This is a genomic window from Actinomadura monticuli (genome assembly GCF_041463655.1).
GTDB classification, from domain to species: domain Bacteria; phylum Actinomycetota; class Actinomycetes; order Streptosporangiales; family Streptosporangiaceae; genus Spirillospora; species Spirillospora monticuli.
Window position 1 is genome coordinate 1 of record NZ_JAXCEI010000001.1, and the last position, 25,114, is coordinate 25,114.

Genomic DNA, 25,114 nt, shown 5'->3' on the forward strand with positions numbered 1-25,114 from the left:
ATCCAGTAGGTCAGACGGACGATGGTAGAAGATCACCCGTTCTACTGGATCTCCGTCCTCACGTCTCCAACATCCACCAAACCCCTGGACAACCAACCCACAGGCCTAACTACCCGGCATTGCCGCTAGCGGGGGCGGCCAGGACGGCGGGGCGGCCGGGACGGAGCGGGCGGCCGGGGCGGGGCCTACAGGCCCGGGATCTCGTGGTTGCGGAAGGCGTCCACGAAGTAGGCGTGGTCGTCGCGGACGATCTCGGCGTACTGCGTGCCGAACGCGACCATCGCCTCGACGAACGCCGACTCGTCCTCGCCGATCACCGCGTCGATGGCGTCCTCGACCTGGAAGCCGACCAGGGTGTGGTCGGAGTCGGTGTCGGACACGCAGTGCACCTTCGCGGTGGCGCGGCCGAGGTCGTCCAGGACCGACAGCATGTCCTCGGGCTCGGTGAGGCCGCCCCAGTCCAGGTCCTCCTCGTAGGGGGACAGCTCCTGGACGACGTAGCCGACGCCGTCGATCTGGGTGTGCCCGAGCCACGGGTCGCTGTTGGCCTGGAGCGCGCGCCGCGACACGGCGGTGCGGTGCCCGTGGTGCCGGAAGTACTCCCGGATGCGCGGGTCGTCCACGACGCGGCTGGGCGCGGCGACGTTGCCCTGCTTCATCGAGAGGATGACGTCGTTCTCCAGGGCCTGCGTGTTGCCCTCCACCAGGATGTTGTAGGCCGACAGCCCGGCCGACCCGATGCCGAACCCGGACGCCCCCACGATGTCCTTCACCACGTAGGTGAGGCTGCCGAACCGCTTCTCCGACGGGATCGTCTGCAGGTACTCCCGGTAGGCGGCCTCGACCGCGGCGCGTTCCGCGTCGTCCAGGCGGCGGACGCCGGGACGGTCGCGGAACCGGCGGTCGGGCCCGTCCACGACCGTCATGTCCTGCAGCAGCCCGATCCGGGTGCCGCCCATCGCGGCGACGAGCACGTCCCGGACGTAGCCGTCGGTGGTGTCGAGCGTCAGCGCGAACTTCTCGTCGCCCTCGTGCGCGGCGAACCGCCGGACCTGGTCGACGTAGGCGCGCACGTAGGCCTCGATGAGCCGGCGGATGTCGGCGTCGGAGATCGCCTTCTGCCAGGCCAGCAGCGCCAGGCTCGCGACGAGCCGCTTGACGTCCCAGGTGAAGTGGCCGACGTAGGCCTCGTCGTAGTCGTTGACGTCGAAGACGAACACGCCGTCGTCGTTCATGTAGGTGCCGAAGTTCTGCGCGTGCAGGTCGCCCTGGATCCAGACGCGGGACGTGCGCTCGTCGGCCCACGGGTCGTCGTCGTGCACGATGTCGGCGTAGAACAGGCAGGCGCTGCCCCGGTAGAACGCGAAGGGGTCGGAGGCCATCTTGCGGAAGCGGCGGCGGAACTCGGCGGGGCTGCGCTCCATCAGGTCCGAGAACGCGTCGACCAGGACGTCGACGATCTGCGCCTGGCGCTCCTTCGGGTCCCGCCCGCGCAGCTCCTCGGTGATGCTCGCCATTCTTTCTCCCTCGATGCTCGGGTGACGCCCGCCGCGTGCCCGGGGCGTACCCGGTCATTGTGCCGAATCCGGACCCGTCCGGGAGGTGAACAGCGCACGCACGGCCGGTTCCGACCGCACCAGGTCAAGGGCCGCCTCGGCGTGGCCGGGGACGTAGCCGTTGCCGATGAGCATGGTGACGTCGGCGGCGAGTCCCTCGGCGCCGAGCGCGGCGGCCGGGAACGAGGTCGCCATCGAGAAGAACACGACGGTTCCGCCGGGGGCGGTGGCGAGGATCGCGCCGTGCTCGCAGCCGGGCACGTCCACGCACACGACGGTGACGTCCACCGGCTCCCCGATCGCGGCGGCGACGGCGACGGGGTCGCGGGCGTCGGCGCGGACGACGGCGTCGGCGAGCCCGGACGCGATGAGCCGGTCCTCCTCGTCGGCGGTGGGGACGAGCCCGACCACCCGGGACGCGCCGGCGCGGCGAGCGGCGGCGAGCGCGAGGCAGCCGGACTTGCCGGCGGCGCCCAGCACGGCGACGGAGGGGGCGCGCCCGGCGCGTCCGGCCGAGGCCACCACCCGCGCGGTGAGGGCGGGGGCGCCGCACACGTCCATGACGGCGAGGGCCAGCGGCACCGGCAGGTCGGCGGGCAGGACGGCGGCGATGGAGCGGGCGAACAGGATGGCGTGGCCGCGCGCGGGCACCTGCTCCGACCTCCCGTCCCAGCCGGCGAGACCGTCGGTGACGGCGAGCGGGGTGAGGGTGAGGGAGACGAGCGTGGCGACGCGGTCGCCGGGCTTGAGCCCGAGCGGCGACTCCGGCCCGGCCTCCTCGACGACGCCGACGAGCATGCCGCCGGACCCGGTGACGGGGTTGTGCATCTTGCCGCGCTCCCCGATGATCCGCAGCACCTCGGCGCGGATCGCGTCCGGGTCGCCGCCGTGCGCGGTGTGCAGCTGCCGGTAGGACGCGGCGTCCAGGTTGAGGCGCTCGACCCGGATGCGGACCTCGTCCGGGCGGATCTCCGGGTCGGTGTCCAGCCGGTGCGCGGCCTGCGGCAGCACGCCCGCGGGCTCCAGCACCCGGTGCAGCCCCACCGCCGTCCCCGTGCCCGAACCCGTGCCCGAACCGGTGCCGGGGCCCGTCCCGCCGTCGGTCATCGCCGTCCCGCCTTTCTCCCGAAAACCGCTGGTGTAGCGCAAAATGTACAGGGCACCACTGGTTTCATCGAAAGTCTTCCCGTACCGTCGGGCTCATACAAGAGTTTTGCGCGATCAATGTGAGGCTAGGAGGCGGTCGACGATGACCACTGCCCTGCACCCGGACGCGGCCGTATCCGGCGATGCGTCCGACGCGTCCGCACGCCAGCCGTACGCCTACCGGCGCCGGCCCCTGGAGGAGCCCGACTGGCGGCGCCTGCCGGGATGGCGGGACGTCACGCGGGACGAATGGGAGTCGGCGCAGTGGCAGCGCGCCCACTGCGTGAAGAACCTGCGGCAGCTCCGCCAGGTGATGGGCGACCGGCTGGACGAGTCGTTCTACGCCGACCTGGAGCGCGACCAGGCCGAGCGCGCCACGATGTCGATGCTGCTGCCGCCGCAGATGCTCAACACGATGGACTCCTCGTCCACCGGCGCCTTCTACGCGGACCCCGTGCGGCGCTACATGCTCCCAGTGTTCAGCGACCGGCGCACCGACTGGCCGTCCCACCCGCACGCCTCCCGCGACTCGCTCCACGAGGCCGAGATGTGGGCCGTCGAGGGCCTCACCCACCGCTACCCCACCAAGGTGCTGGCCGAGCTCCTGCCGACCTGCCCGCAGTATTGCGGCCACTGCACCCGCATGGACCTCGTCGGCAACTCCACGCCAACCGTCGACAAGCACAAGTTCACCGTCAGGCCGCCCGACAGGCTCGGCGCCATGCTGGACTACCTGCGCCGCACCCCCGGTGTCCGCGACGTGGTCGTCTCCGGCGGGGACGTCGCCAACATGCCGTGGGCGCGGCTGGAGTCGTTCGTCGACTCGCTGCTGGACATCGACAACGTCCGCGACATCCGCCTCGCCAGCAAGGCGCTCATGGGACTGCCCCAGCACTGGCTGCAGGACGACGTTCGCGCCGGCATGGAGCGCCTCGCCGCGAAGGCGCGCGGGCGCGGCGTGCAGATCGCGATCCACACCCACGTCAACGCCGCCCGGTCGGTGACGCCGCTGGTCGCCAGGGCCGCCCGCGCGATGCTCGACACCGGGATCCGCGACGTCCGCAACCAGGGCGTGCTGCTGCGCGGCGTCAACGACACCCCGGACGCGCTGCTCGACCTGTCGTTCGCGCTGCTGGACGAGGCCGGGATCATGCCGTACTACCTGTACATGTGCGACATGATCCCGAACAGCGAGCACTGGCGGCTCGCGGTCTGGGAGGCGCAGGAGCTGCAGCACGCGATCATGGGCTACCTGCCGGGCTTCGCCACCCCGCGCATCGTCTGCGACGTCCCCTACGTCGGGAAGCGGTGGGTGCACCAGCTCGCCGACTACGACCGCGAGCGCGGCATCTCCTACTGGACGAAGAACTACCGGACCGGCCTGGAGCTGTCCGACCCGGACGCGCTGACCCGGCGCTACGAGTACCACGACCCGATCTACACGCTGCCGGAGGAGGGCCGCGCGTGGTGGCGGGAACGTTCCGAGGCGGTGTGACGCGCGACCGGCCCGGCGCCTTTACGTTGTAGATCAGGTATGCGGCGGAATACCCTCGGAAGGGTGACGGCTCATCCGACCTCCGCGGACCCGACCGCGGCCGACCTGACCGCCGCCGACCTGGAGGACGACCCGCATCCGCACCTCGCGCGGCTGCGGGAGCGCGCCCCGGCCGCCCGCGTCCCCGCGCTGGGCGGCTGGCTGGTGACCTCCCGCGACCTGGCGCTGCGGGTGATGCGCGACGCGGACGCGTTCACCGTGGACGACCCGCGCTTCTCCACCGCCCGCGTCGTCGGGCCGAGCATGCTCTCCCTCGACGGCGCCGCGCACACCCGGCACCGCGACCCGTTCGCGCGGCCGTTCCGCCCCGCGCGCACCCGCGAGCGGTTCACCGCGTTCGTCGAGGCGGAGGCCGCCCGGCTGGTCGAGGGGCTGGCGCCGGCCGGACGCGCGGAGCTGCGCGGCGAGCTGGCCGGGCCGCTCGCCGTCGCGGTCGTCGCCGAGGCGCTCGGCCTGGACGGCGTGGACGCCGCGACCGTCCGGTCCTGGTACGGCGCGTTCGTCGAGGCGGTCTCGGCGATCACGGCGGGCGGCGACGCCCCGCTGGGCGCGGCCGAGGCGTACCGGCTGCTCACCGCCGCGGTCGAGGAGGCGATCACCGCGTCCCGTCCCGGCTCCCTGCTGGCCGAGGCCGCCCGGGACGAGGCCGGGCTGGCCACCGCCGAGGTCGTCGCGAACACCGCGATCCTGATGTTCGGCGGCATCGACACCACCGAGGGCATGATCGCCAACGCGGCGCTGCACCTGCTCGAGAACCCCGACCAGCTCCGGCTCGTCCGGCAGGACCGCGACCTGCTCCCGGCGGCGATCGAGGAGTCGCTGCGGCTGGAGCCCTCGGCGTCGGTCGTCGACCGGTACGCCACCCGCGACACGGCGCTCGGCGCGGCGCGGGTCCGCGCGGGCGACCTGGTCCGGGTGTCGCTCGCCGGCGCGAACCGCGACCCGGCCGCCTTCCCCGACCCCGACCGCTTCGACGTGCGGCGCAGGAACGCCGCCGACCATCTGGCGTTCGCGCACGGGCCGCACTTCTGCTTCGGCGCCCACCTGGCCCGGCTGGAGACGCGGACGGCGCTCGCCGCGCTGCTCGACCGCCTCCCGGGCCTGCGCCTCGGCTCGGGCCGCCCGCCCCGCCCGCACGGCCTGGTGTTCCGCAAGCCGCCGCGGCTGGACGTCCGCTGGGACGGCTGAAGGCCGGTTCGGGCCCCCGGAGCACGGCATACGGACGCTCCGGATATGGGAATATGTCGCCATGATCGTGGAACGCCGGGTCGAACTTCGCTTCGAGGCGGACAGCCGGGAAGCCGAGACGCACACGAACCTGTCCGCCGTGCGCCAGGACGGCCGCTGCCTGTGGGTGGCGGGCGACGAGACGGCCACCATCGAGCGGCTGACCGCCGTGCTCGGCGCGGACGGGCGCGTCACCGGCTACGCGGCGCAGACCACGGTCGCGCTCGCCGACCTCGTGCCGCTGCCCGCCGGCCCCGGCGAGGAGGCCGACATCGAGGGCCTCGCGCGCGCCAACGGGTGGCTGTGGGCGATCGGCTCGCACAGCCTCAAGCGCAAGAAGATCAAGCCCGGGCAGAGCGCGGCGAAGGCGCGCAAGCGGCTCGCCACGGTCGTCCGCGAGGACAACCGCTTCATCCTCGCCCGGCTCCCCCTCGTCACCGGCGAGGACGGACTCCCCGGCGTCGTCCGCGAAGACGGCGGCCGCACCGCCGCCGTCCTCGGCCTGGACGAGGACTCCATCACCGACGTGCTGGAGGACGACCCCCACCTCGCGCCGTTCCTGTCGATCCCGAGCAAGGACAACGGCATCGACATCGAGGGGATCGCCGCGCACGGCGACCGCCTCTACATCGGGCTGCGCGGGCCGGTCCTGCGCGGCTGGGCGGTACTGCTGGAGATCAGGCCCGGCACCGACCCGGACGACCCGCGGCGGCTGCGGCTGCTGCCCGTCGGCGACGGCGCGGACCGCTACCGCACGCACTTCCTCGACCTCGGCGGCCTCGGCATCCGGGACCTGTGCCCGCACGGCGACGACCTGCTCGTCCTCACCGGCCCGAGCATGGACCTGGACGGCCCGGTGCGGGTCGTCCGGTGGCGGGGCGCGGCGGCCAGCGACGCCGCCGAGATCGTCACCGCCGCGGAGCTGGAGACGCTGGGCGACCTGCCCCACGGCGACGGCGACGACCACGCCGAGGGCATCGCGGTGCTGGACGAGCCCGGCACCCGCGTCCTGGTCGTCTACGACAGCCCGTCCCCGGACCGGCTCACCGCGGACGGCGGGGTCATCGCGGACGTCGTCGATCTCGGCTGACGGAACCCGAATAAGCGCTCGCTTTCAGCCTCTGCTTTGATGGGCCCCGTCATCCGGACAGAGCGCGAAGGGGCGGGGCAGAGCATGATCGAGTGGTCCGAGGAAGACCTGATGATCCGGGACGCGGTGCGCGGCTGGATCGACGCGGAGGTCCGGCCCAACCTGGACGCCCTGGAGTCGGGCGACCTCCCGCCGTACGACCTGCTCCGCGGCCTGTACAAGACGTTCGGGATGGACGAGATGGCCCGCTCGTCCTTCCGGTCGCGCATCGCCAAGGAGAAGGCGGGCGAGGCCGGCGAGGGCGAGGACCGCTCCGGCGGCGGGAACGCGGCGATGACCATGATCCCCGTCATCGAGCTGTGCAAGGTCGCGCCCGGCCTGGTGTCGGCGATGGGCGTCGGCCTCGGCCTCGCCGCCGGGACGATCATGAAGCGGGGCACCCCCGAGCAGAAGGAGCGCTGGGCGCTCCCCCTGCTCACCATGGAGAAGGTCGGCGCCTGGGCCATCACCGAGCCGAACTCCGGGTCGGACGCGTTCGGCGGCATGCAGGCCACCGCGAAGAAGGTCGGCGACGAGTACGTCATCAACGGCAGCAAGACCTTCATCACCAACGGCCCCTACGCCGACACGATCGTCTTCTACTGCAAGCTCGACCAGGGCGAGGACCCCCGCGACCGCGAGATCCTCACCTTCGTCCTGGACCGGGGCATGGACGGGCTGGAGCAGAGCAGGCCGCTGCGCAAGATGGGCCTGCACTCCTCCCCCACCGGCGAGCTGTTCCTCAACGACGTCCGGGCCGGCGCCGACCGCCTGCTCACCTCCGGCTCGCAGGGCGGCAAGGAGTCGGCGAAGCAGAACTTCGTCACCGAGCGCGCCGGCGTCGCCGCGATGTCGCTCGGCGTCATCGAGGAGTGCCTGCGGCTGTCGGTCGACTACGCCAAGGCCCGCGAGCTGTGGGGGCAGCGGATCGGCGACTTCCAGCTCATCCAGCTGAAGCTGGCCAAGATGGAGGTCGCGCGGCTCAACGTCCAGAACCTGGTGTTCCGGCACATCGAGATGCAGCGCGCCGGCCGCGCCCCGACGCTCGCCGAGGCGTCGGCCATGAAGCTGTACGCGGCGCAGGCCGCCAGCGAGGTCGCGCAGGAGGCGGTGCAGCTGTTCGGCGGCAACGGCTACATGAGCGAGTACCGCGTCGAGCAGCTCGCCCGCGACGCCAAGTCGTTCCAGATCTACGCGGGCACCGACGAGATCCAGGTGACGCACATCGCGCGCGACCTGCTGTCCCGCTGATCCCGCGGGGACGGCCCGGGAAAAGCCCCGTGCCCCGCGAACTTTCGCGCGGCACGGCCCATCGAAAAGGTGGGGGGCGGGTGAGGGCGATCACCCGCCTCCTCGGGCCACGGCCCTTTCTGGACAGCCGACGATGGGGACTGGATACTCACAGCCATGGACGGTCAGCCCTCATTCCCGGTGAGAGCGTCCGACACGGAGCGGGACCGGGCACTGCGCGTCCTCAGCGACCGCGTGGCCGAGGGCCGGATGTCGAACGACACGTTCGAGCGCCGTGTGGACCAGGTGCTGCGCGCGCGCAGCCAGGCGGAGCTGGCCGGCATCGTCCACGACCTGCCGCCGCAGAACCGCGTCCTCGACCGGCTGACCGGGCTGGTCTCCTCGGTGTCGCAGGTGACGGCGCGGATCGAGGCGGCCTGGCGGGCGCCGCGGCTGCCCCGCTTCCTGCTGCCGCCGGCCGACCTGAAGCGGATCGTCGTCGGCCGCGCCCCCGCCTGCCAGTTCATCCTCACCGACCTGACCGTCTCCCGCTTCCACGCCGAGATCTACCGCTCCGGCGAGTGCTGGATGATCTCCGACCTCGGGTCGATGAACGGGACCCGGGTGAACGGGTGGCGGCTGACCGGCCCGGTCCGGCTGCGGCCCGGTGACGAGGTCGGCTTCGGCAACTCCTGCTTCATCGCCGCCGCACCCTGAGCCCGCCCCCTCCCCCGGCACAGCGCGGCGCGGGCTCCGCCGCCATCGGCCGTGCTTGGATGGGATGCGGGGCGGCCCGTCAGGCCGCCGCCCTTGACGTTGTAAGGTTCGGCCGGGCGAGGGAGGCCGTGTGGAGCTCGGGTTCGCGGTCCCGGGGTCGGGCGCGTGGGCGACCCCGGAGAACCAGGTGACGGTCGCGCGGCGGGCCGAGGAGCTCGGCTACCGCTCGGTGTGGACGCTCCAGCGCGTCCTGAACCCGGCCGGCTCGGACGACCGCACCTACCGGGCCGTCCCCGACCCCCTCGTCACGCTGGCCTACCTCGCCGGGCGGACCTCCCGGGTGCGGCTCGGCGTCGCGATCGTCAACCTGCCGTTCGTGGCGCCGCCGATCCTCGCCAAGCAGGCCGCGACCCTCGACCGCGTCAGCGGCGGGCGCCTCGACCTCGGCCTCGGGCTCGGGTGGATGCCCGCGGAGTTCGCCGCCGCCGGGGCGCCGATGGAGCGGCGCGGCGCCCGCGCGGAGGAGTACCTCGCCGTGCTGCGCGGCCTGTGGTCGGGCGGCCCGACCGAGTTCCACGGGGAGTTCTACGACTTCCCGCCGGTCGTGATGGAGCCGCCGCCCGTGCAGTCCCCGCTCCCGGTCCTGCTGGGCGGGGCGTCCGAGGGCGCGCTGCGCCGGGCCGGGCGGCTCGCGGACGGCTGGGTCAGCTCCAGCCGCGCCGACCTCACCGCGATCGGCCGCTCGATCGGCACCGTCCGGGACGCCGCCGAGCGGGCCGGGCGGGACCCGGTCGCGCTGCGGTTCGCGTGCCGGGGCGCGGTCCGGGTCCGTCCGGGCGGGCGGGCCGGGCGGCGGCCGCTCACCGGGTCGCCCGGCGAGATCCGCGGCGACCTGGCGGCGCTGGCCGGGCAGGGCGTCACCGAGGCGTTCATCGACCTCAACTTCGACCCGGAGATCACCGGGCCGGACGCCGACCCGCGCGCCGCGCTCGACCGCGCGCTGGAGGCGCTGGACGCCTTCGCCCCGGGCTAGAGCGGCGGGCGGCGCGACTCCCACGGGGTGCTGAGGACGACCGTGGTCCGCGTCGCGACGTTCGCGGCGGCGCGGATCTGCTGGAGCAGCTCCTCCAGCTCGTTCGGCGACGCGACCCGCACCTTCAGGATGTAGCTCTCCTCCCCCGCCACCGAGTGGCACGCCTCGATCGCCTGCAGGTGGGCCAGCCGGTCGGGGGCGTCGTCCGGCGCGGCCGGATCGATCGGCTTGATCGACACGAACGCGGTCAGCGGCAGCCCGATCTGCCGGGTGTCGAGCTGCGCGGCGAACCCCGTGATGACGCCGCGCTTCTGCAGCCGCCGGACGCGCTGGTGCACGGCCGACACCGACAGCCCCGTCTCCTTGGCCAGGTCGGTGAAACTCATCCGCCCGTCGTCGGCGAGCAGCGCCATGATCTGACGATCGATCTCCTCCACGCGGGAAATCTAGCGTGCCGGGGCCGGTGCGTGCGCCCCGATAGATCACGGAACGGCGTTATCGGGCGGGTTTCAGCGGCGCGCGGGGCGCAGCGGGCCGCAGCTGCCGCGCACGACCAGCTCGGTGGGCAGCAGCACCGGCTCGCCCCTCCCCCGCCGGGCGGGCTCGCGCAGCAGCAGCTCGCAGGCGCGGTACCCGATGTCGTGCCCGGAGCGGGCGACGGCGGTCAGCGGCGGGTCGCACAGCTCCGCCCACGCCACGTCGTCCATCATCGCGATCGACACGTCGGCGGGGACGCGCAGGTCGAGCTCGCGGGCGACCAGCACCGCCGCCTCCCCGAGCAGGTGGCCGGCGGCGAGGATCGCGGTCACGTCGGCGCGCCGCTGCAGCAGCCCTGCGGCGGCGGCGTAGGCGGCGTCGCGGGCCGGGCGGGCGGCGACGACCAGGTCCTCCTCCACGGGGACGCCGAGCTGGGCGAGGGTGTCGCGGAACGCGCGCTCGCGCACCCCGGCGGGGGTGCCGGGGGCGCCGCCGAGGAAGCCGATGCGCCGGTGCCCCAGCCCGGCCAGGTACTCGGTGAGGGAGCGGACGCCGCCCGCGTCGTCGGCGAGGACGGCCGGGATCTCCGGCAGGCCCGGCAGCACCCGGTCGGCGAACACGACGCTGGAGCACACCCTGGCGGCGGCCCGCCAGTCGGCCCGGTCGCCGGCGGGCACCGCGATGATCCCGTCCACCCGCTGCTCGACGAGGCGCTCCACGATCTCGGCCTCGCGGCCGGCGTCGCCGTGCGCGGCGTCGACGATGACGTGCTCGCCGAGGCTGCGGGCGCAGGTGAGCACGCCCGCGACCAGCTCGGCGCGGAAGGGGTCGGTGACGTCCGGGACGATCAGCCCGATGCCGCCGCTGCGGCGCAGCTTGAGGCCGCGGCCGAGGGCGCTCGGGCGGTAGTCCAGCTCGCGGGCGGCGGCCAGCACGCGCTCGCGGGTGCCGGCGCTGACCGAGCCCGTCCCGGAGAACACCCGGGACACGGTGGCGATGCCGACGCCCGCCGCCGCGGCCACGTCCTTGATCGTCGCCGTCCGCCGCTGCGCCACCCGTGACCTCCCGTTCCGCGCCGTTTCGATGATCTTATCCGGCGTATCACTCCCATGGAAACGATTCCATGATGTTTACTCCCTTCAGAGACATAAAACCCCTGTTCGGCAGGGGGTGATGGAAACGTTTCCATGAAGGGGTTCCGATGGCCAAGATCGTGCTGGACCGGGTCGACAAGGTGTACAGCGGCGGCGTCAAGGCCGTCGACGGGCTCGACCTGGAGATCCGCGACGGCGAGTTCATGGTGCTGGTCGGCCCCTCCGGCTGTGGCAAGTCGACCGCGCTGCGGATGATCGCCGGGCTGGAGGAGATCAGCGGCGGGAAGATCTCCATCGGCGACCGGGTCGTGAACGACCTCGCGCCCAAGGACCGCGACATCGCGATGGTCTTCCAGAACTACGCCCTCTACCCGCACATGACGGTCGAGCAGAACCTCGCGTTCGGCCTGAAGCTGCGCGGCACGCCGAAGGCGGAGATCAAGTCCAAGGTCCACGAGGCCGCCAAGATGCTCGGCCTGGAGCAGTACCTGTCCCGCAAGCCCGCGGCGCTGTCGGGCGGGCAGCGCCAGCGGGTCGCGATGGGCCGCGCGATCGTCCGCGAGCCGCAGGCGTTCCTGATGGACGAGCCGCTGTCGAACCTGGACGCCAAGCTCCGCGTGTCCATGCGCGCCTCGCTCAGCCAGCTGCACGAGCGGCTCGGCGTCACCACCGTCTACGTCACCCACGACCAGGTCGAGGCCATGACGCTCGGGTCGCGGGTGTGCGTGCTCCGCGAGGGCGTGCTGCAGCAGGTCGACACCCCGCAGCGGCTGTTCGACAACCCCGTCAACCTGTTCGTCGCCGGGTTCATCGGGTCGCCGGCGATGAACTTCGTCCTCGCCGACCTGGCCCCCGCCGACGCCGGCGCGCAGGTCTCCTTCGCCGGGTACACGCTGCCGGTGCCGGCCGCGACGCTCGGCGACAAGCCGGGCCTGCAGGACTACGTCGGCCGCAAGGTCATCCTCGGCATCCGCCCGTCCGACTTCGAGGACGCCGCGCACTCCGAGGCCGAGTGGGCGCCGATGGCGGTCCGCAGCACCGTCACCGAGGAGCTGGGCAGCGAGATCAACGTGATCTTCACGATCGACGCCCCGCCGGTCGAGCACAAGGACACCGCCGACCTCGCCGAGGACGCCGAGGGCGAGGGCGACATGGCGATCCCGCTCGTCGACAACAAGGCGCTGTGGACGGCCCGCGTCAACTCCCGCTCCCACGTCCGCCCGAACCAGGACGTGCAGCTCGCCGTCGACACCCGCCGGCTGCACTTCTTCGACCCGTCCAGCGGCCTGGCCATCGGCCACCCGGACGCCGCGCTCCGGCACGGCGCCGCGAGCCTGCGCAAGTGACACCCGGCGACGGTGACGCCCCCTGCCCGCGCGGGCAGGGGGCGTCACCGTCGCGCCGGAGTCCCCGAGCGGGCTACTTCACCGAGCCCGCAAGGACGCCCTGGACGAAGTAGCGCTGGAAGGCGAAGAAGACGGCCAGCGGCACGATCAGCGACACGAACGCGCCGGGCGCGAGGATGTCGATGTTGCCGGTGAACTGCCGCATCTGGGACTGCAGCCACTTGGTCATCGGCTGCGACCCGGTGTCGGCGAACACCAGCGCGACCAGCAGGTCGTTCCACACCCACAGGAACTGGAAGATGCCGAGCGAGGCGATCGCCGGGCCGCCCAGCGGGAAGATCACCCGCCGGAAGATCGTCCACTCCGAGCCGCCGTCCATCCGCGCCGCCTCCAGCAGGTCCCGGGGGATCGCCGCGAAGAAGTTGCGGAGCAGGAAGATGGCGAACGGCAGGCCGAACGCGACGTGGAACAGCACCACGCCGGTGACCGACCCGAACATCTGGAACCCGCCGAACTCGATCTGGCCGTAGAGCTTGGCGACCGGGATCAGCGCGACCTGGACGGGCACCACCAGCAGCGCCACCACGAGCAGGAACAGCCAGTCCCGGCCGGGGAACTCCATCCACGCGAACGCGTAGGCGGCCATCGAGGCGATCACCACGACCAGCACGGTCGCGGGGACGGTGATCAGCACGGTGTTCCAGAACGAGTCGACGAAGTCGCCCTTGCCCAGCAGCGAGCTGTAGGAGCTGGCGGTCAGCTGCGCCGGCTCGGTGAACACCGTCCACCAGCCGCCGGCGTTGTTGTCCTCGTTGGAGCGCAGCGACGCCACCAGCAGCCCGAGCGTCGGGACGAGCCAGAACAGCGCGATCAGCACCAGCAGCGCCTGCGCCGCGCCGCCGCCGAGCCGCCCGACGATCCGGGCCGCGACGCCGCGGCGCGGCGCCCCCGCCGCGCCCTGGCCGCCGTCCTCGGGAGCCGGTGCCTCGGCGGCCTTCTCCGCGGTGCTCATTTCCGCTCCTGCCGAATTCGCCGGATGTTGAACAGCATGGCGGGCAGCACGAGGACGAACAGCAGCACGGCGATGGCGCTGCCGGCGCCCTGGTCGTTGCCGCCGCCGAACGCCTCCGTCCACATCCGCAGCGCCAGCACGTTGGCGTTCGGGTCGCCGCCGCCGATGATGAAGACGAGGTCGAAGACCTTCATGACGTTGATGACCAGCGTCACCAGCACCACCGTCAGGACGGGCATGAGCAGCGGGATCGTCACCCGCCGGAACACCTGCCACTCGGTGGCGCCGTCGACGCGGGCCGCCTCCAGCGCGTCGCGCGGGATGGCGGCGAGCCCGGCGGCGATCAGCACCATCGCGAACCCGGACCAGACCCACAGGTACGAGCCGATGATCGCGGGGGTGATGAGGGTGCTCCCGAGCCATTCCGCGCCGCGGTAGGCGGCGGTGAAGTTGTCCTCGGGCAGCCGGATCGTGTACGTCCCGTCCGGCACCTTCTTCATCGTGAAGGTGCCGTCGGCCTCCGTGGTGGCCTTGGCGACCACCTTGCCGTCCTTCACCGCCTCGACCTTGATGCCGGGCAGCCCGGACTCGCCCGCGTTCGGCGCGTTCGGCTGCCCGCCGCCGCCCCGCGTGAAGTCGAACCAGACCGCGCCGGTCAGCTGGCCGGGCCCGGCGGCCGGTGCCTGCGCGGCGGGCTCGGCGTCCTTCGGCAGGTACTCCGGCTTGACCTTCAGCAGCGGGACGAGCGCGCTCTGCCCGGGCCGGACGGGGCTCACGGTGACGACAGCGCCGCCGTCGGCGCGGATGAGCGCGTCGCCGCCGCTGCGGGGGCCCGCGCCCGGATACGTCGTCCCCTGGTTGAAGGTGTCGTGGATCGCGACCAGCGCCGCGTTCGCGATTCCCTTGTCGGGGTCCATCTGGTACACCAGCCGGAAGATCACGCCGGAGGCGAGGAACGAGATCGCCATCGGCATGAACACCACGAGCTTGAACACCGTCGCCCACCGGATCCGCTCGGTGAGGACGGCGAACAGCAGGCCGATGATGGTGACCACGGTCGGGGCCACCACGATCCAGATGGCGGTGTTGCGCACCGCGACGAGGTTGTCGTGCCCCTTGAAGACCCCGGTGTAGTTGTCCACGCCGACGAACGAGTCGCCGGACGCGTCGAAGAAGCTGCGGATCACCGAGTAGACGATCGGGTAGACCACCAGGAAGCCGAGCAGCACCAGAGCCGGCAGCAGGAACGTGATGGCGAGCCACGACGGCGGAGCCAGTTTCTCCCGCCCCCGGCGGCCGCCGGAACGCGCGGCCGGCCCGGCGGGGGCGGCGGCGCCGCCGGCCGTGACGGCCGGCGGCGCCTCCTCTTTCGGAGCCTTCATTCAGGGATCCCCTACTCGTACGCCCTACTTGTACGCCTTGGCGGCCTCGGCCTCCAGCTTGGCCTGCGTGCCCTTGACGTCGGTCGGGTTCTGCACGAACTGGCGCAGCGCCTCCCACTCGCCCTTGCCGGGCGTCGCGCCGAACGCGGCGGGCGCCAGGTCGGACATGTCGTAGCGGGCGGCGTCACCCGACTGCTGCAGCTGGGTGATCAGCTGCTTGGCGATCGGGTCGGAGTAGGCGTCCGGCGGGACGTTCTTGTTCGGCGTCAGGTACCCGCCGAGCCCGGCCCAGACCTTGCCGGCCTCCGGGGAGGCGAGGAACTTCATCAGCTCCTGCGCGCCCTTGCCGTCCTTCATCGCGACCGCGACGTCGCCGCCGAGGATCGCCGGAGCGGTGTCGCCTGCCTTCGGGAACGCGAACACCTTGGCGTCCGTGCCGACCTTGGACTTGGTCGTGGAGATGTTCGCGGCGGCGAAGTCGCCGCCGTAGACCATGGCGGCCTTCTGCTGGCCGAAGACCTGGGTGACCGACTCGTCGAACTTGGTCTTGGTCGCGGTGGCGACGCCGCCGTTCAGGAAGTCGCCCTTGCCCCAGACCTGGGCGAGGGCCTCCAGCGCCTTGCCGACGGTCGGGTCGGTCCACTTGATCTCGTGCTTGGCGAGCTTGTCGTAGTTCTCCGGGCCCGCCACCGAGAGGTAGACGTTCTCGAACCAGTCGGTCAGCGTCCAGGAGTCCTGCGGGCCGGCGGCGAGGGTGAACGGCGTGGTGCCGGCGTCCTGCAGCGTGCCGGACGCCTTGACGAGATCGGCCCAGGCCGCGGGCGGCTGCACGCCGGCCTCGTCGAACGCCTGCGGCCGGTACCACAGGATCGACTTGTAGGCGGCCTTGGCGATCACGCCGTAGGCCTTGCCGTCGGAGGAGCCCAGCTCCTTCCAGTACGGCGAGTAGTTCTGGCCGACCTGCGCGACGACGTCCTCGGCGAGCGGCTTCAGCGACCCCTTCTTCGCGTACTGCTGCATCAGGCCGGGCTGCGGCAGGATCGCCACGTCCGGCGGGTTGCCGGCCTCGAGGCGCGGGCCGAGGTAGGCGTCGGTGTTCTCACCGGTGGAGGCGTAGTTGACCTTCGCCCCGGTCTTCTGCTCGAACGCCTGCAGCACCTTGCGGAAGTTGGTCTCCTCCTGGCCCGTCCACTTGGCCGCGACCTCGATCGTGGTGCCCTTCAGCTCACCCCCCGCGGAGGGCGTCGAGCCGCCGTCGCCGTCGTCGTCGCCGCCGCACGCGGCGGCCGAGGACAGGAGCATCCCCGCCGCTACGGCGGCCCCTATCACACGCCTGCTGACCCTCATTCTTCATCCTCCCTAGACGAACCGGCGGCGTCCGATCCCCAGATCGCCGCGCCGGACTCGATATCGAAGAAGTGCAGGCGGCCGGTGTCGACGCGAATCGTCACCGGGTCGCCCACCTTCACGCGGGTCCGCGGGCTGAACCGCGCGACCAGATCGGTGCGGGGATTCTCCAGATGCCCCAGCACGTCGGTCCCCGCGTCGCGGGCGAGTTCCCTGGTGTCCTCGGTGACGACCTGGGACGCCTCGATCGCGAAGTGGACCAGCACGTCCGAGCCCATCGCCTCCACGAGGTCGGCGGTGGAGGAGAGCCCGGACCCCTCGGGCGCCTCCACGAGCTCGGAGTCCTCCATGTCCTCGGGGCGGATTCCGACGACGATGTCGCCCCCGAGGCGGGACGCCAGGGCCGGGCGCTCGGTGAGCACCGCGGCCGGCAGCGCCAGGGTCTGGCCGCCGATCTCCAGGCGCGGGTTCTCCGCGTCCCCGGACAGCGTGCCCTGGATGAGGTTCATGGCGGGTGAGCCGATGAATCCGGCGACGAACAGGTTGGCCGGCCGGTCGTACAGCTCCTGCGGCGGCGCGACCTGCTGCAGCTCGCCCTTCTTCATCACCGCGACCCGGTCGCCGAGCGTCATCGCCTCGGTCTGGTCATGGGTGACGTAGATCGTGGTGACGCCGAGGTCGCGCTGGATGCGGGCGATCTCGGCGCGCATCTGGACGCGGAGCTTGGCGTCGAGGTTGGACAGCGGCTCGTCCATCAGGAAGGCCTGCGGCTCGCGGACGATCGCGCGGCCCATCGCGACGCGCTGGCGCTGCCCGCCCGACAGGTTGCGCGGTTTGCGGGACAGGTGGTCGGTGAGGCCGAGGATCCCGGCGGCGCGGTCCACCTTCTCCCGGATCTCGGCCTTGGGCAGCTTGCGCAGCGACAGCCCGAAGCCGATGTTGTCGCGCACCGACAGGTGCGGGTAGAGGGCGTAGCTCTGGAACACCATCGCGACGTCGCGGTCGCGGGCCGGGACCCGGTTGACGACCCTGCCGCCGATCGTGACCTCTCCCTCGGAGATGTCCTCCAGGCCGGCGACCATCCGCAGCGCGGTCGTCTTGCCGCAGCCCGAGGGGCCGACGAGGACGAGGAACTCCCCGTCCTCGATGTGGAGGTTCAGGTCGGTCACGGCCCGGGTGCCGTCGGGATAGACCTTCCCGACGCCGATCAGGTCGACCTCTGCCACGGCGTCTCCTCTTCGTCACGGCTCTTCGTCACGACTCGGCTCGGCGGGGCACGGCTCCGGCACGGCGGGACCGTCCGCCCTGCGGAAGAGCCTCGATTTACCCCCGCGTAACAATGCCTCTAGGTGGTACAGGGCCGACCGCCCGAACCGCAATACGCTCAGTGCCCGCTGACACATTTGGTGCAGAGATCGTTACCGACCCGTTTCCGCCCTAATTTGTGCCGTCCGGAACAACGTGAGGGTGCGGACGGAAACCCCGTCCGCACCCTCACCTGGCGCCTCGCGCCCGGCGCCTCCGCCGGGGCCTCGGCCCGCGGCGGCGCGGCTCAGCCGACGACCACCAGGCTGCGCTCGGTGACGTTCATCGGCTCGTGGCCGTCCTCGGTGCACACGACGATGTCCTCGATGCGGGCGCCGTGCGGGCCCGGGTAGATGCCCGGCTCGATGGAGAACGCCATCCCGGGCTCCAGCGGCTCCAGGTTGCCCGCGACGATGTAGGGGTCCTCGTGCGACTCCAGGCCGATGCCGTGGCCGGTGCGGTGGAAAAAGTGCTCGCCGTGCCCGGCGGCGGCGATGACGTCGCGCGCCGCCGCGTCCACCGCCTCGGGCGTCGCCCCCGGCCGGACGGCCTCGGACGAGGCCCGCTGCGCCTCCTCCAGCACCGCGAAGTACGCGCGGTACTCGGCGGGCGGCTCGCCGACGCAGTAGTTGCGGGTCGAGTCCGAGCAGTAGCCGGACGGCATCGTCCCGCCGATGTCGACCACGACGGGCTCGCCGGGCGCGATGACGCGGTCCGACAACTCGGCGTGCGGGTTCGCGCCGTTCGGCCCGGAGCCGACGATGACGAAGTCGACCCGGGCGTGCCCCTCGGCGATGATCGCGTCGGCGATGTCGCGGCCGACCTCCCGCTCGGTGCGCCCGGCGGCGAGGAACTCCGGGACGCGGCGGTGCACGCGGTCGATCGCCGCGCCCGCCTCGCGCAGCGCCGCGACCTCGGCGGCGGACTTGCGCATCCGCAGCTCGCGCAGCACCGACCCGGCGGCGACCTGCTCGGCGGCCGGCAGCGCGGCGCGGAACCGCAGCGCCATGACCGCCCACATCCGGTCGGCCACGCCGACCCGCGCGGTCCCGGCGGGCAGCCGGGCGGCGGTCAGCGCGTACGGGTCGTCGGTCTCGTCCCACGGCACCAGCTCGACGCCGAGCGCCCCGGCCGGCGACTCCTGCGCGGCGGGCAGCTCGAGCCGGGGGACGACCAGGAACGGGTCCCCCTCGGCGGGCACCGCGAGGCAGGTGAGGCGCTCCAGCTCCTTCGCGTCGTACCCGGTGACGTAGCGCAGGTCCGGTCCGGGCGTCAGCAGCACCGCGCCGAGGCCCGCCTTCGCCGTCGCCTCCTGTACCCGCCCGATGCGCTCGCGCGGATACAACTCCGTTGTCACACCCGTCTCCATTCGTCGGTCCTGTCCGATGGCGGTACCAGGATCGCAGGAGCGGAGGAGCGGCGCGGCGTCGGACCCGCGTGGGAGCATGTCCCCCATGAGCGGGCTGATGCTGCTGGACACGCCGTCGCTGTACTTCCGCGCCTTCTACGGGGTGCCCGAGTCGGTGACGGCGCCCGACGGGACGCCGGTGAACGCGGTGCGCGGGCTCATCGACATGATCGCGCGGCTCGTCCAGGACCGGGCGCCCGACCGCCTCGTCTGCTGCATGGACGCGGACTGGCGGCCCGCGTTCCGGGTGGCGGCGCTGCCGTCCTACAAGGCGCACCGGGTGGCCGAGGACGGCGGCGACCAGACCCCCGACGCGCTGGAGGAGCAGCTGCCCGTCATCGACCGGGTGCTGGACGCGGTCGGGCTGGCGCGCGCCGGGGTCCCCGGGTACGAGGCCGACGACGTGATCGGGACGCTGGCGGTGCGCGGCGCGGCGGACGGGCCGGTCGACATCGTGACCGGCGACCGCGACCTGTTCCAGCTCGTCGACGACCGCGGCCCCGTCGCCGTCCTCTACACCGCGCGCGGCATCCGGAACCTGCAGATCATGGGCGAGAAGGAGGTCGCGGCCAAGTACGGCATCCCGGGCCGCGGCTACGGCGACTACGCGACGCTGCGCGGCGACCCGAGCGACGGGCTGCCGGGCGTGCCCGGCGTCGGCGACAAGACGGCCGCGGCGCTCGTCACCCGGTTCGGTTCGGTCGAGGGCATCCTGGCGGCGCTGGACGCGGGCACCGACGCGGGCTTCCCGGCGGGCGCCCGCCGCCGGATGGAGGCGGCGCGCGAGTACCTGGCCGCCGCCGAGACGGTGGTGCGGGTGGTCACCGACATCGACGCCCCGGAGCTGGCGGGCCTGGACGACCGGCTGCCCGCCGAGCCGCGCGACGCGGCGGCGCTCGTCGAGCTGGCCGACGGCTGGAATCTCGGCGGCCCCGTCAACCGGTTGCTGAACGCTCTTTCCCGTTGAACAACGCGATTTCACTGCAATTTTCGCCAAAAGTGTCATATGACGCAGACAGCGCGTTCCTCGGCGTGCAGCATCCGAGACGGTGACGGGTTGTCCTGGAGGCGTGCAGACGACCGGTACCCGTGGCGCTGGGCCTCACCGCCCCACTCCCCCCATCTGCCGCGGGTGCCGGTTCACCGATCCAGGACCGGAACGGACGTGGCGTGAGCGAGCTGACCACCTCCCGCGGCGACCTCGCCGCGGATCACGGCGGGTTCTGGGACGCGCTGGACGGCCGGGAGCGCGCCGCGCTCCGCGACGCCGGCCGGGCGCGGACCTACCGGCCGCGGGCGCCCCTGTGCTACCAGGGCGACGACTCCGACCACATCATCGTCATCGAGTCGGGCTGGGCGAAGGTCGTCTCGTCCAGCGCGGCCGGGCATTCGGTCGTGCTGGCCGTGCGCGGCCCCGGCGACCTGGTGTGCGAGAGCGCGGTGCTCGGGCGGCGGGAGCGGTCGGCGACCGTGCAGGCGCTCGACGAGGTCCGCGCGCTGCTGGTGCCGGCGGCGCGCTTCACCGCCTTCCTGGACGCGCATCCGCGGGTGTGGATGCTGGTCAGCCGGACGTTCGTGCGGCGGCTCGACGACGCGGGCCGGCGGCTGCGGGCGCACGTGTCGGCGCAGGGCGCGCGGCGGCTGGCGATCCTGCTGGCGGGGCTGGCCGAGATGTCGTCCCGGCACGCCCCGGCGGGTCCGGGCGGCGAGGTGCCGATCGGGCCGCCGCTGTCGCAGGAGGAGCTCGGCAGCTGGATGGACGCCTCGCGGGAGACGGTCGCGCGGGCCCTGGCGGTGCTGCGGGACGCGGGCCTGGTGCACACCGGCCGGCGGCGGATCACCGTGCTGGACCCGCCGGGGCTGCGGGCGTTCGCCGAGCGCCCGGACGACTGAGCCGGACGGCTGCGCGGGCCGGTGCCTTTACATTGTAGATTCCGATCAGTCCGTGGGGGTTCGTCCCGTACGCTCGGTTCTGTGCCGCGCCGACCGCTGCGACTGCGTACCGCCGAGGCCGACGCCGAGGTCCGCGCGGGGCTGGACCGCATCCGCGCCGAGTACTCGGTGCCCGGCGCGTTCCCGCCCGCCGTCCTCGCCGAGGCCGCGCGGCCCCCGGCGCCCCGCGACGGCCGGGCCGACCTGCGCGGCGTCCCGTTCTTCACCCTGGACCCGCCCGGCTCGATGGACCTGGACCAGGCGATGCACCTGGAGCGGCGCGGGTCCGGGCACCGGGTGCGGTACGCGATCGCGGACGTGGCCGGGTTCGTGCGGCCCGGCGGCGCCCTCGACGCCGAGGCGCGCGCCCGCGGCGTCACCCTCTACCTGCCGGACGCGAACTCGCCGCTGCACCCGCGGCGGCTGTCGGAGGGCGCCGCGAGCCTGCTGCCCGGCCGGGAGCGCCCCGCCGTCGCGTGGACGATCGACGTCGACGACGCCGGGCGGATCACCGGCGTGGACGTGCGCCGCGCCCTCGTCCGCAGCCACGACCGCCTCGACTACGCCACCGCGCGGCACGACGACGGGGACGCCCGGATCGCGCTCCTCGGGGAGATCGGCGAGCGGCTCATCGCGGCGGAGGCGGCGCGCGGCGGCGTCAGCCTGCCGCTGCCCGAGCAGGAGGTCGTGCACGCGAACGGCGGCTGGGCGCTGAAGCTGCGCGGCGACCTCGCGACCGAGGCGTGGAACGCGCAGATCTCGCTGCTGACCGGTCGGGCGGCGGCCCGGCTGATGCTGGACGGCGGGGTCGGGCTGCTGCGCACGATGCCGCCCGCGCCCGCCGAGGCGGAGGCGCGGCTGCGGCTCGCGGCCCGCGCGCTCGGCGTCGCCTGGCCGGCGGACGCCTCCTACGGCGACATCGTCCGCGCCCTCGACCCGGCGCTGCCCCGGCACGCCGCGTTCCTGCACGACGCGGCGGGGCTGATGCGCGGCGCCGGCTACACCGCGTTCGACGGCGCGCCGCCCGGACAGGCGGCGCACGCCGCGGTGGCCGCGCCGTACGCGCACGTCACCGCGCCGATCCGGCGGCTGGCGGACCGGTACGCCACGGAGGTGTGCCTGGCCCTGGCGGCGGGGCGCCCCGTGCCGGGATGGGCCAGGGAGGCGCTGCCGGTGCTGCCCGAGGCGATGCAGCGGGCGCTGCGCAGGGCCGCCGACGTCGACCACGCCTGCGTCGACCTCGTCGAGGCGCTACTGCTGCGCGACCACGTCGGGGACGTCTTCGACGCGGTGGTCGTGGACGTGAACGGCGACCGCACCGGCGGGCGCGTCCAGCTGGTGGCGCCGCCGGTGTTCGGCCGCTGCGAGGGGTCGGATCTCCCGCTCGGTGAGCAGGTCAGGGTCCGGCTCGAGGAGGCGGACCCGGCGCGGCGCCGGGTCCGCTTCTCGCGTACGGAGTGAGCTCGGCGCGGTGTCAGCGGCGGCGGGCGGTGCGGCGGGGCCGCCAGTTGGCGGACGTGCCCACGCCGGCGAGGTGCAGCGCGATGAGCAGCAGGCCGAGCACGGTCAGCGTCCCGTTGTTGATGGCGTCCGAGGAGACGTCGGCCAGGTCGAAGAGCAGGGCGAGAGCGAAGACGATCGCGGCGACGATCGCGAGCATGTCGGCCTCCGGTAGGGGGTCGGGGGTCGGGGGCCCGTGGCGGGCCCCTCGGCTGCCTACCGGATGTCCGCAGGCTCGCCGGGCAAACCGGACCCTGTTTCCGGTCCGTCCGAAACTCGGCCCAGCGGACGGCCGTACCGTCAGGCGGCGCTGGGCCGCAGCCGATCGCCCAGTTCGGCGGTGACGGCGGCGTTGAACCGGTAGGCCGCCTTGACCTCGTCGATGACGCGGGCCTGCTCGGCGGCGTCCCACGGCGCGGAGTCGAGCAGCTCGCGGTAGCGGTCCTTGTAGGCCTTGGGCTTGCCGGGGAAGCGGTAGAAGCGGACGCCGTCGTCGCCGGCCAGTTCCAGGGTGCGCCGGACCTGGCGGCCGATGTACTGGCCGCCGGACAGGTCGCCCATGTAGCGGGTGTAGTGATGGGCGACGAAGCCGCCGGGCCAGTCGAAGCAGACCTCGCGGAGCCGGTCGCAGTACTCCTCGGTGGCGGCGTTCGGCTCGATCCGGGCGCGCCAGCGGGGCCCGTAGAAGTAGCCGAGGTCGGCCTCGAGCGCCTCGCGGCGGCGCAGCCCGGCGAGGTCGAAGCGCCCGGCGACGGGGTCGGGCGCCATCCGGTCGGCGGCCTCCTCCAGCAGGTCGTAGACGGGGTGGAGCTGCGCCACCAGCACGGCGTACTCGTCGCGGGCGAGGCGGCCCCCGACCAGCGCGCTCATGTAGGCGGAGGTCTCGTTGTCACCGTGGTCGTCCCAGGTCGCGGCGCGCAGCCGTGCCGAGAACGCCTCGTTTTCCGACGCCATGTCGGCTACTTTACCGACGTGGCGTCGGGAACGTCCAGTGCCGGCGGTCACCCGCTGAGGGCGGCGCGGGCCTCCTCCGTCATCCGGACGACCTCGTGCCGCACCTGGACGCGCTCGGTCAGCCGCTCGCTGAACGGGATGCGGACGTGCTGCTCCACGCCACCGTCGGTGACGGCGAACTCGATCGCCTCGGCGTCCAGGCCGGTCATCCGTGCCGCGGTCGCGCCGGGCCGGCCGCCCAGCGCGCGGCAGATCGTGAGGCAGTCGGCGGCGTGGTCGTCGTTCATGTGCCGCATGATCTGGCGGACGACGTCGTCGGTGAACGGGCCTGCGTCGGTCATGGGTCGGTCCTCTCCCGCGGGTGATGGCTGAACGGACAGGCCCTTGTAGACCTGCAGGGCGTTGCCGGCCAGGACGAGGGAGAGGGTCTCCTCGTCAAGGCCGAGGGCGGCGACGGCGCGGGCGTTGCGGGCGACGCCGGGGACGCCGGGCCAGTCGGTGCCGAAGACGAACTTGCGGGCGAGGCGGCGCAGGTCGTGCCGGGCGTAGTACTCGGGGAGCCGGCGCGGCGGCAGCCCGGACAGCTCGATCCACACCTCCTCGCGCGACAGGGCAAGGAACGCGGCGGCGTCGTACCACCAGCCGCGCCCGCCGTGCGCGAGGACGAACGTCAGGCCGGGGAAGAGCCGCAGGACGTCGTCGATGGGCGTCGGGTCGGCGTACCGGTTGACCGAGCCGGGGAAGGAGCTGGTGCCGCAGTGCACGACGACGGGCACGCCCGCGTCGCGGCACACCTGGTAGGCGGGGTACAGCTCGGGGTCGGCGACGCTGAACCCGCCGTGCACGGGGTGCAGCTTCAGCGCGGCGGCCCCGAACTCCAACTGCCGGGCGACCTCGGCGTCGATCGGGTAGTGCAGGTGCGGGTTGACGTTGGCGATGGGCCGGAAGCGGCGCGGGTTGTGCTCGAGGAGCGGCCGGAGGTCCTCGATGGGCTGCGTGCCGGTCGTCCTCGGGCTGTACTCGCACAGCAGCAGCGCGACGTCGACGCCCTCGGCGTCGAAGTAGGCGTCGACCCGTTCGGGGACGAGGGCGCCGCCGGCGTCGTAGAGGTCCTGCCAGGGGTGGGACGAGCCGAACTCCTCGGCCCATCTCCGCCACGCCGGGGGCAGGGTCGGCAGCCTCGCGGCGTGCACGTGCGCGTCGATGAGCGGACGTCCGTCGAGCATGAACGCCTCCGGGTCAGGGCCGGATCAGCGTGAGCTCGGCGGCGTACCGGCGGCCGTTGGCGACGTACATCGCGACGGCCTCGGCGTGCCACTTCTCGTCGATCCCGCCGGGCCGGGCGCGCGCCGGGATCCCGAGGGCGGTGTGCCCGGCCGGGACGGAGCCGTCCTCGGTGAGCACGGCCCCGGCGCCGACGACGCCGCGCGCGCCGACGCGGGCGCGGTTCAGCACGACGGAGCCGGAGCCGATGAGGCAGCGGTCCTCGACGACGCAGCCCTCCAGGTGCGCGTTGTGGCCGATCACGCAGTCCGCGCCGATGACGGTCGGCCACCGCTCCGTGGTGTGCACGACGGTGCCGTCCTGGACGGACGTGCGCGCGCCGACGGTGATCGTCCCGTAGTCGCCGCGCAGCACGGCGCCCGGCCAGACGGTGGCCTCCTCCCCCAGCGCCACCGACCCGATGACGGTCGCGGCCGGGTGGACGTACGCGGACGGATGGATGTCGGGTACCTGGTCACCCAGGGCGTAGACGGCCATGCG

At 73.2% G+C, this 25,114-nt stretch carries 23 protein-coding genes; 10 read left to right on the plus strand and 13 right to left on the minus strand.

Translation table 11 applies throughout. The features are described 5' to 3' along the window. Positions 1–185: 185 nt before the first annotated feature. Together SM611_RS00005 and kdd are read right to left on the minus strand one after the other, a co-directional pair. A complete protein-coding gene (locus SM611_RS00005; RefSeq protein WP_371946662.1) occupies positions 186–1,517 on the minus strand; it encodes a DUF2252 domain-containing protein in 1,332 nt (443 codons plus the stop codon). 54 nt (positions 1,518–1,571) lie between these two features. Next, entirely contained in the window at positions 1,572–2,663 is a 1,092-nt protein-coding gene (gene kdd / locus SM611_RS00010; RefSeq protein ID WP_371946663.1) for an L-erythro-3,5-diaminohexanoate dehydrogenase, read from the minus strand. Between the two features lie 142 nt (positions 2,664–2,805). On the opposite strand from kdd, the gene SM611_RS00015 reads away from it, so the two are divergent. The 6 genes from SM611_RS00015 (at position 2,806) to SM611_RS00040 (ending at position 9,593) form a co-directional block, all read left to right on the plus strand. Beyond that, positions 2,806–4,197 carry a KamA family radical SAM protein gene (locus SM611_RS00015; protein WP_371946664.1) on the plus strand — a complete coding sequence of 464 codons (1,392 nt, stop codon included), beginning with the start codon at positions 2,806–2,808 and terminating at the stop codon, positions 4,195–4,197. A gap of 63 nt (positions 4,198–4,260) precedes the next feature. Then, entirely contained in the window at positions 4,261–5,445 is a 1,185-nt protein-coding gene (locus tag SM611_RS00020) for a cytochrome P450 (RefSeq protein WP_371946665.1), read from the plus strand. Between the two features lie 61 nt (positions 5,446–5,506). After that, a complete protein-coding gene (locus SM611_RS00025) occupies positions 5,507–6,574 on the plus strand; it encodes a DUF3616 domain-containing protein (protein WP_371946666.1) in 1,068 nt (355 codons plus the stop codon). A gap of 84 nt (positions 6,575–6,658) precedes the next feature. Continuing rightward, positions 6,659–7,864 (plus strand): acyl-CoA dehydrogenase family protein, encoded by a 1,206-nt coding sequence (locus SM611_RS00030; RefSeq protein WP_371946667.1) that lies wholly within the window; start codon positions 6,659–6,661, stop codon positions 7,862–7,864. A gap of 156 nt (positions 7,865–8,020) precedes the next feature. After that, positions 8,021–8,560, plus strand: coding sequence for an FHA domain-containing protein (locus SM611_RS00035; RefSeq protein ID WP_371946668.1), 540 nt, complete (start codon positions 8,021–8,023; stop codon positions 8,558–8,560). A gap of 130 nt (positions 8,561–8,690) precedes the next feature. After that, positions 8,691–9,593: a TIGR03619 family F420-dependent LLM class oxidoreductase gene (locus tag SM611_RS00040; protein ID WP_371946669.1), complete on the plus strand. Its 903-nt coding sequence runs from the start codon at positions 8,691–8,693 to the stop codon at positions 9,591–9,593. Here the strand turns inward: SM611_RS00040 and SM611_RS00045 are convergent. Together SM611_RS00045 and SM611_RS00050 are read right to left on the minus strand one after the other, a co-directional pair. Beyond that, on the minus strand, positions 9,590–10,030 hold the full coding sequence (locus SM611_RS00045) for an Lrp/AsnC family transcriptional regulator (RefSeq protein WP_371946670.1): 441 nt from the start codon (positions 10,028–10,030) through the stop codon (positions 9,590–9,592). The genes SM611_RS00040 and SM611_RS00045 overlap by 4 nt on opposite strands. A gap of 72 nt (positions 10,031–10,102) precedes the next feature. After that, the gene (locus tag SM611_RS00050; RefSeq protein ID WP_371946671.1) at positions 10,103–11,125 is read right to left on the minus strand and encodes a LacI family DNA-binding transcriptional regulator; all 1,023 of its coding nucleotides are present in this window, start codon (positions 11,123–11,125) and stop codon (positions 10,103–10,105) included. 146 nt (positions 11,126–11,271) lie between these two features. Between SM611_RS00050 and SM611_RS00055 the strand changes: the two genes are divergently transcribed. Beyond that, on the plus strand, positions 11,272–12,510 hold the full coding sequence (locus SM611_RS00055) for an ABC transporter ATP-binding protein (protein ID WP_371946672.1): 1,239 nt from the start codon (positions 11,272–11,274) through the stop codon (positions 12,508–12,510). A gap of 73 nt (positions 12,511–12,583) precedes the next feature. Here SM611_RS00055 and SM611_RS00060 read toward each other — a convergent pair whose 3' ends face one another. From SM611_RS00060 to SM611_RS00080, 5 genes are all read right to left on the minus strand, one after another. Then, complete coding sequence (locus tag SM611_RS00060; protein WP_371946673.1) at positions 12,584–13,522, minus strand: carbohydrate ABC transporter permease; 939 nt, start codon at positions 13,520–13,522, stop codon at positions 12,584–12,586. Beyond that, positions 13,519–14,904, minus strand: coding sequence for an ABC transporter permease subunit (locus tag SM611_RS00065; protein ID WP_371946674.1), 1,386 nt, complete (start codon positions 14,902–14,904; stop codon positions 13,519–13,521). Before SM611_RS00065 ends, SM611_RS00060 begins: the two co-directional genes overlap by 4 nt. A 24-nt stretch (positions 14,905–14,928) precedes the next feature. Next, the gene (locus SM611_RS00070; protein ID WP_371946675.1) at positions 14,929–16,251 is read right to left on the minus strand and encodes an ABC transporter substrate-binding protein; all 1,323 of its coding nucleotides are present in this window, start codon (positions 16,249–16,251) and stop codon (positions 14,929–14,931) included. Then, the gene (locus SM611_RS00075) at positions 16,248–17,477 is read right to left on the minus strand and encodes an ABC transporter ATP-binding protein (RefSeq protein WP_371946676.1); all 1,230 of its coding nucleotides are present in this window, start codon (positions 17,475–17,477) and stop codon (positions 16,248–16,250) included. The genes SM611_RS00070 and SM611_RS00075 overlap by 4 nt, the downstream gene beginning before the upstream one ends. Positions 17,478–17,803: 326 nt before the next feature. Continuing rightward, positions 17,804–18,913: a M24 family metallopeptidase gene (locus SM611_RS00080; RefSeq protein ID WP_371946677.1), complete on the minus strand. Its 1,110-nt coding sequence runs from the start codon at positions 18,911–18,913 to the stop codon at positions 17,804–17,806. Positions 18,914–19,010: 97 nt separating this feature from the next. Between SM611_RS00080 and SM611_RS00085 the strand changes: the two genes are divergently transcribed. The 3 genes from SM611_RS00085 (at position 19,011) to SM611_RS00095 (ending at position 22,357) form a co-directional block, all read left to right on the plus strand. Continuing rightward, the gene (locus SM611_RS00085; protein WP_371946678.1) at positions 19,011–19,931 is read left to right on the plus strand and encodes a 5'-3' exonuclease; all 921 of its coding nucleotides are present in this window, start codon (positions 19,011–19,013) and stop codon (positions 19,929–19,931) included. A gap of 203 nt (positions 19,932–20,134) precedes the next feature. Further along, complete coding sequence (locus SM611_RS00090) at positions 20,135–20,857, plus strand: Crp/Fnr family transcriptional regulator (RefSeq protein ID WP_371946679.1); 723 nt, start codon at positions 20,135–20,137, stop codon at positions 20,855–20,857. Positions 20,858–20,938: 81 nt separating this feature from the next. Continuing rightward, entirely contained in the window at positions 20,939–22,357 is a 1,419-nt protein-coding gene (locus SM611_RS00095) for an RNB domain-containing ribonuclease (protein ID WP_371946680.1), read from the plus strand. A gap of 13 nt (positions 22,358–22,370) precedes the next feature. Here SM611_RS00095 and SM611_RS00100 read toward each other — a convergent pair whose 3' ends face one another. The 4 genes from SM611_RS00100 to SM611_RS00115 form a co-directional block, all read right to left on the minus strand. Then, complete coding sequence (locus SM611_RS00100) at positions 22,371–22,556, minus strand: hypothetical protein (protein ID WP_371946681.1); 186 nt, start codon at positions 22,554–22,556, stop codon at positions 22,371–22,373. Between the two features lie 140 nt (positions 22,557–22,696). Further along, a complete protein-coding gene (locus SM611_RS00105) occupies positions 22,697–23,350 on the minus strand; it encodes a biliverdin-producing heme oxygenase (protein ID WP_371946682.1) in 654 nt (217 codons plus the stop codon). Between the two features lie 47 nt (positions 23,351–23,397). Continuing rightward, positions 23,398–24,576, minus strand: coding sequence for an amidohydrolase family protein (locus SM611_RS00110; protein ID WP_371946683.1), 1,179 nt, complete (start codon positions 24,574–24,576; stop codon positions 23,398–23,400). Between the two features lie 13 nt (positions 24,577–24,589). Further along, positions 24,590–25,111: a gamma carbonic anhydrase family protein gene (locus SM611_RS00115; protein ID WP_371946684.1), complete on the minus strand. Its 522-nt coding sequence runs from the start codon at positions 25,109–25,111 to the stop codon at positions 24,590–24,592. Positions 25,112–25,114 lie beyond the last annotated feature (3 nt).

Coding starts and splice junctions, on each gene's coding strand:
- SM611_RS00085 (WP_371946678.1), top strand. CDS start 19,011: ATGAGCGGGCTGATGCTGCTGGACACGCCGTCGCTGTACTTCCGCGCC.
- SM611_RS00110 (WP_371946683.1), bottom strand. CDS start 24,576: ATGCTCGACGGACGTCCGCTCATCGACGCGCACGTGCACGCCGCGAGG.
- SM611_RS00030 (WP_371946667.1), top strand. CDS start 6,659: ATGATCGAGTGGTCCGAGGAAGACCTGATGATCCGGGACGCGGTGCGC.
- SM611_RS00055 (WP_371946672.1), top strand. CDS start 11,272: ATGGCCAAGATCGTGCTGGACCGGGTCGACAAGGTGTACAGCGGCGGC.
- SM611_RS00105 (WP_371946682.1), bottom strand. CDS start 23,350: ATGGCGTCGGAAAACGAGGCGTTCTCGGCACGGCTGCGCGCCGCGACC.
- SM611_RS00005 (WP_371946662.1), bottom strand. CDS start 1,517: ATGGCGAGCATCACCGAGGAGCTGCGCGGGCGGGACCCGAAGGAGCGC.
- SM611_RS00065 (WP_371946674.1), bottom strand. CDS start 14,904: ATGAAGGCTCCGAAAGAGGAGGCGCCGCCGGCCGTCACGGCCGGCGGC.
- SM611_RS00015 (WP_371946664.1), top strand. CDS start 2,806: ATGACCACTGCCCTGCACCCGGACGCGGCCGTATCCGGCGATGCGTCC.
- SM611_RS00035 (WP_371946668.1), top strand. CDS start 8,021: ATGGACGGTCAGCCCTCATTCCCGGTGAGAGCGTCCGACACGGAGCGG.
- SM611_RS00115 (WP_371946684.1), bottom strand. CDS start 25,111: ATGGCCGTCTACGCCCTGGGTGACCAGGTACCCGACATCCATCCGTCC.
- SM611_RS00060 (WP_371946673.1), bottom strand. CDS start 13,522: ATGAGCACCGCGGAGAAGGCCGCCGAGGCACCGGCTCCCGAGGACGGC.
- SM611_RS00025 (WP_371946666.1), top strand. CDS start 5,507: ATGATCGTGGAACGCCGGGTCGAACTTCGCTTCGAGGCGGACAGCCGG.
- kdd (WP_371946663.1), bottom strand. CDS start 2,663: ATGACCGACGGCGGGACGGGCCCCGGCACCGGTTCGGGCACGGGTTCG.
- SM611_RS00070 (WP_371946675.1), bottom strand. CDS start 16,251: ATGAGGGTCAGCAGGCGTGTGATAGGGGCCGCCGTAGCGGCGGGGATG.
- SM611_RS00100 (WP_371946681.1), bottom strand. CDS start 22,556: ATGCTCGCGATCGTCGCCGCGATCGTCTTCGCTCTCGCCCTGCTCTTC.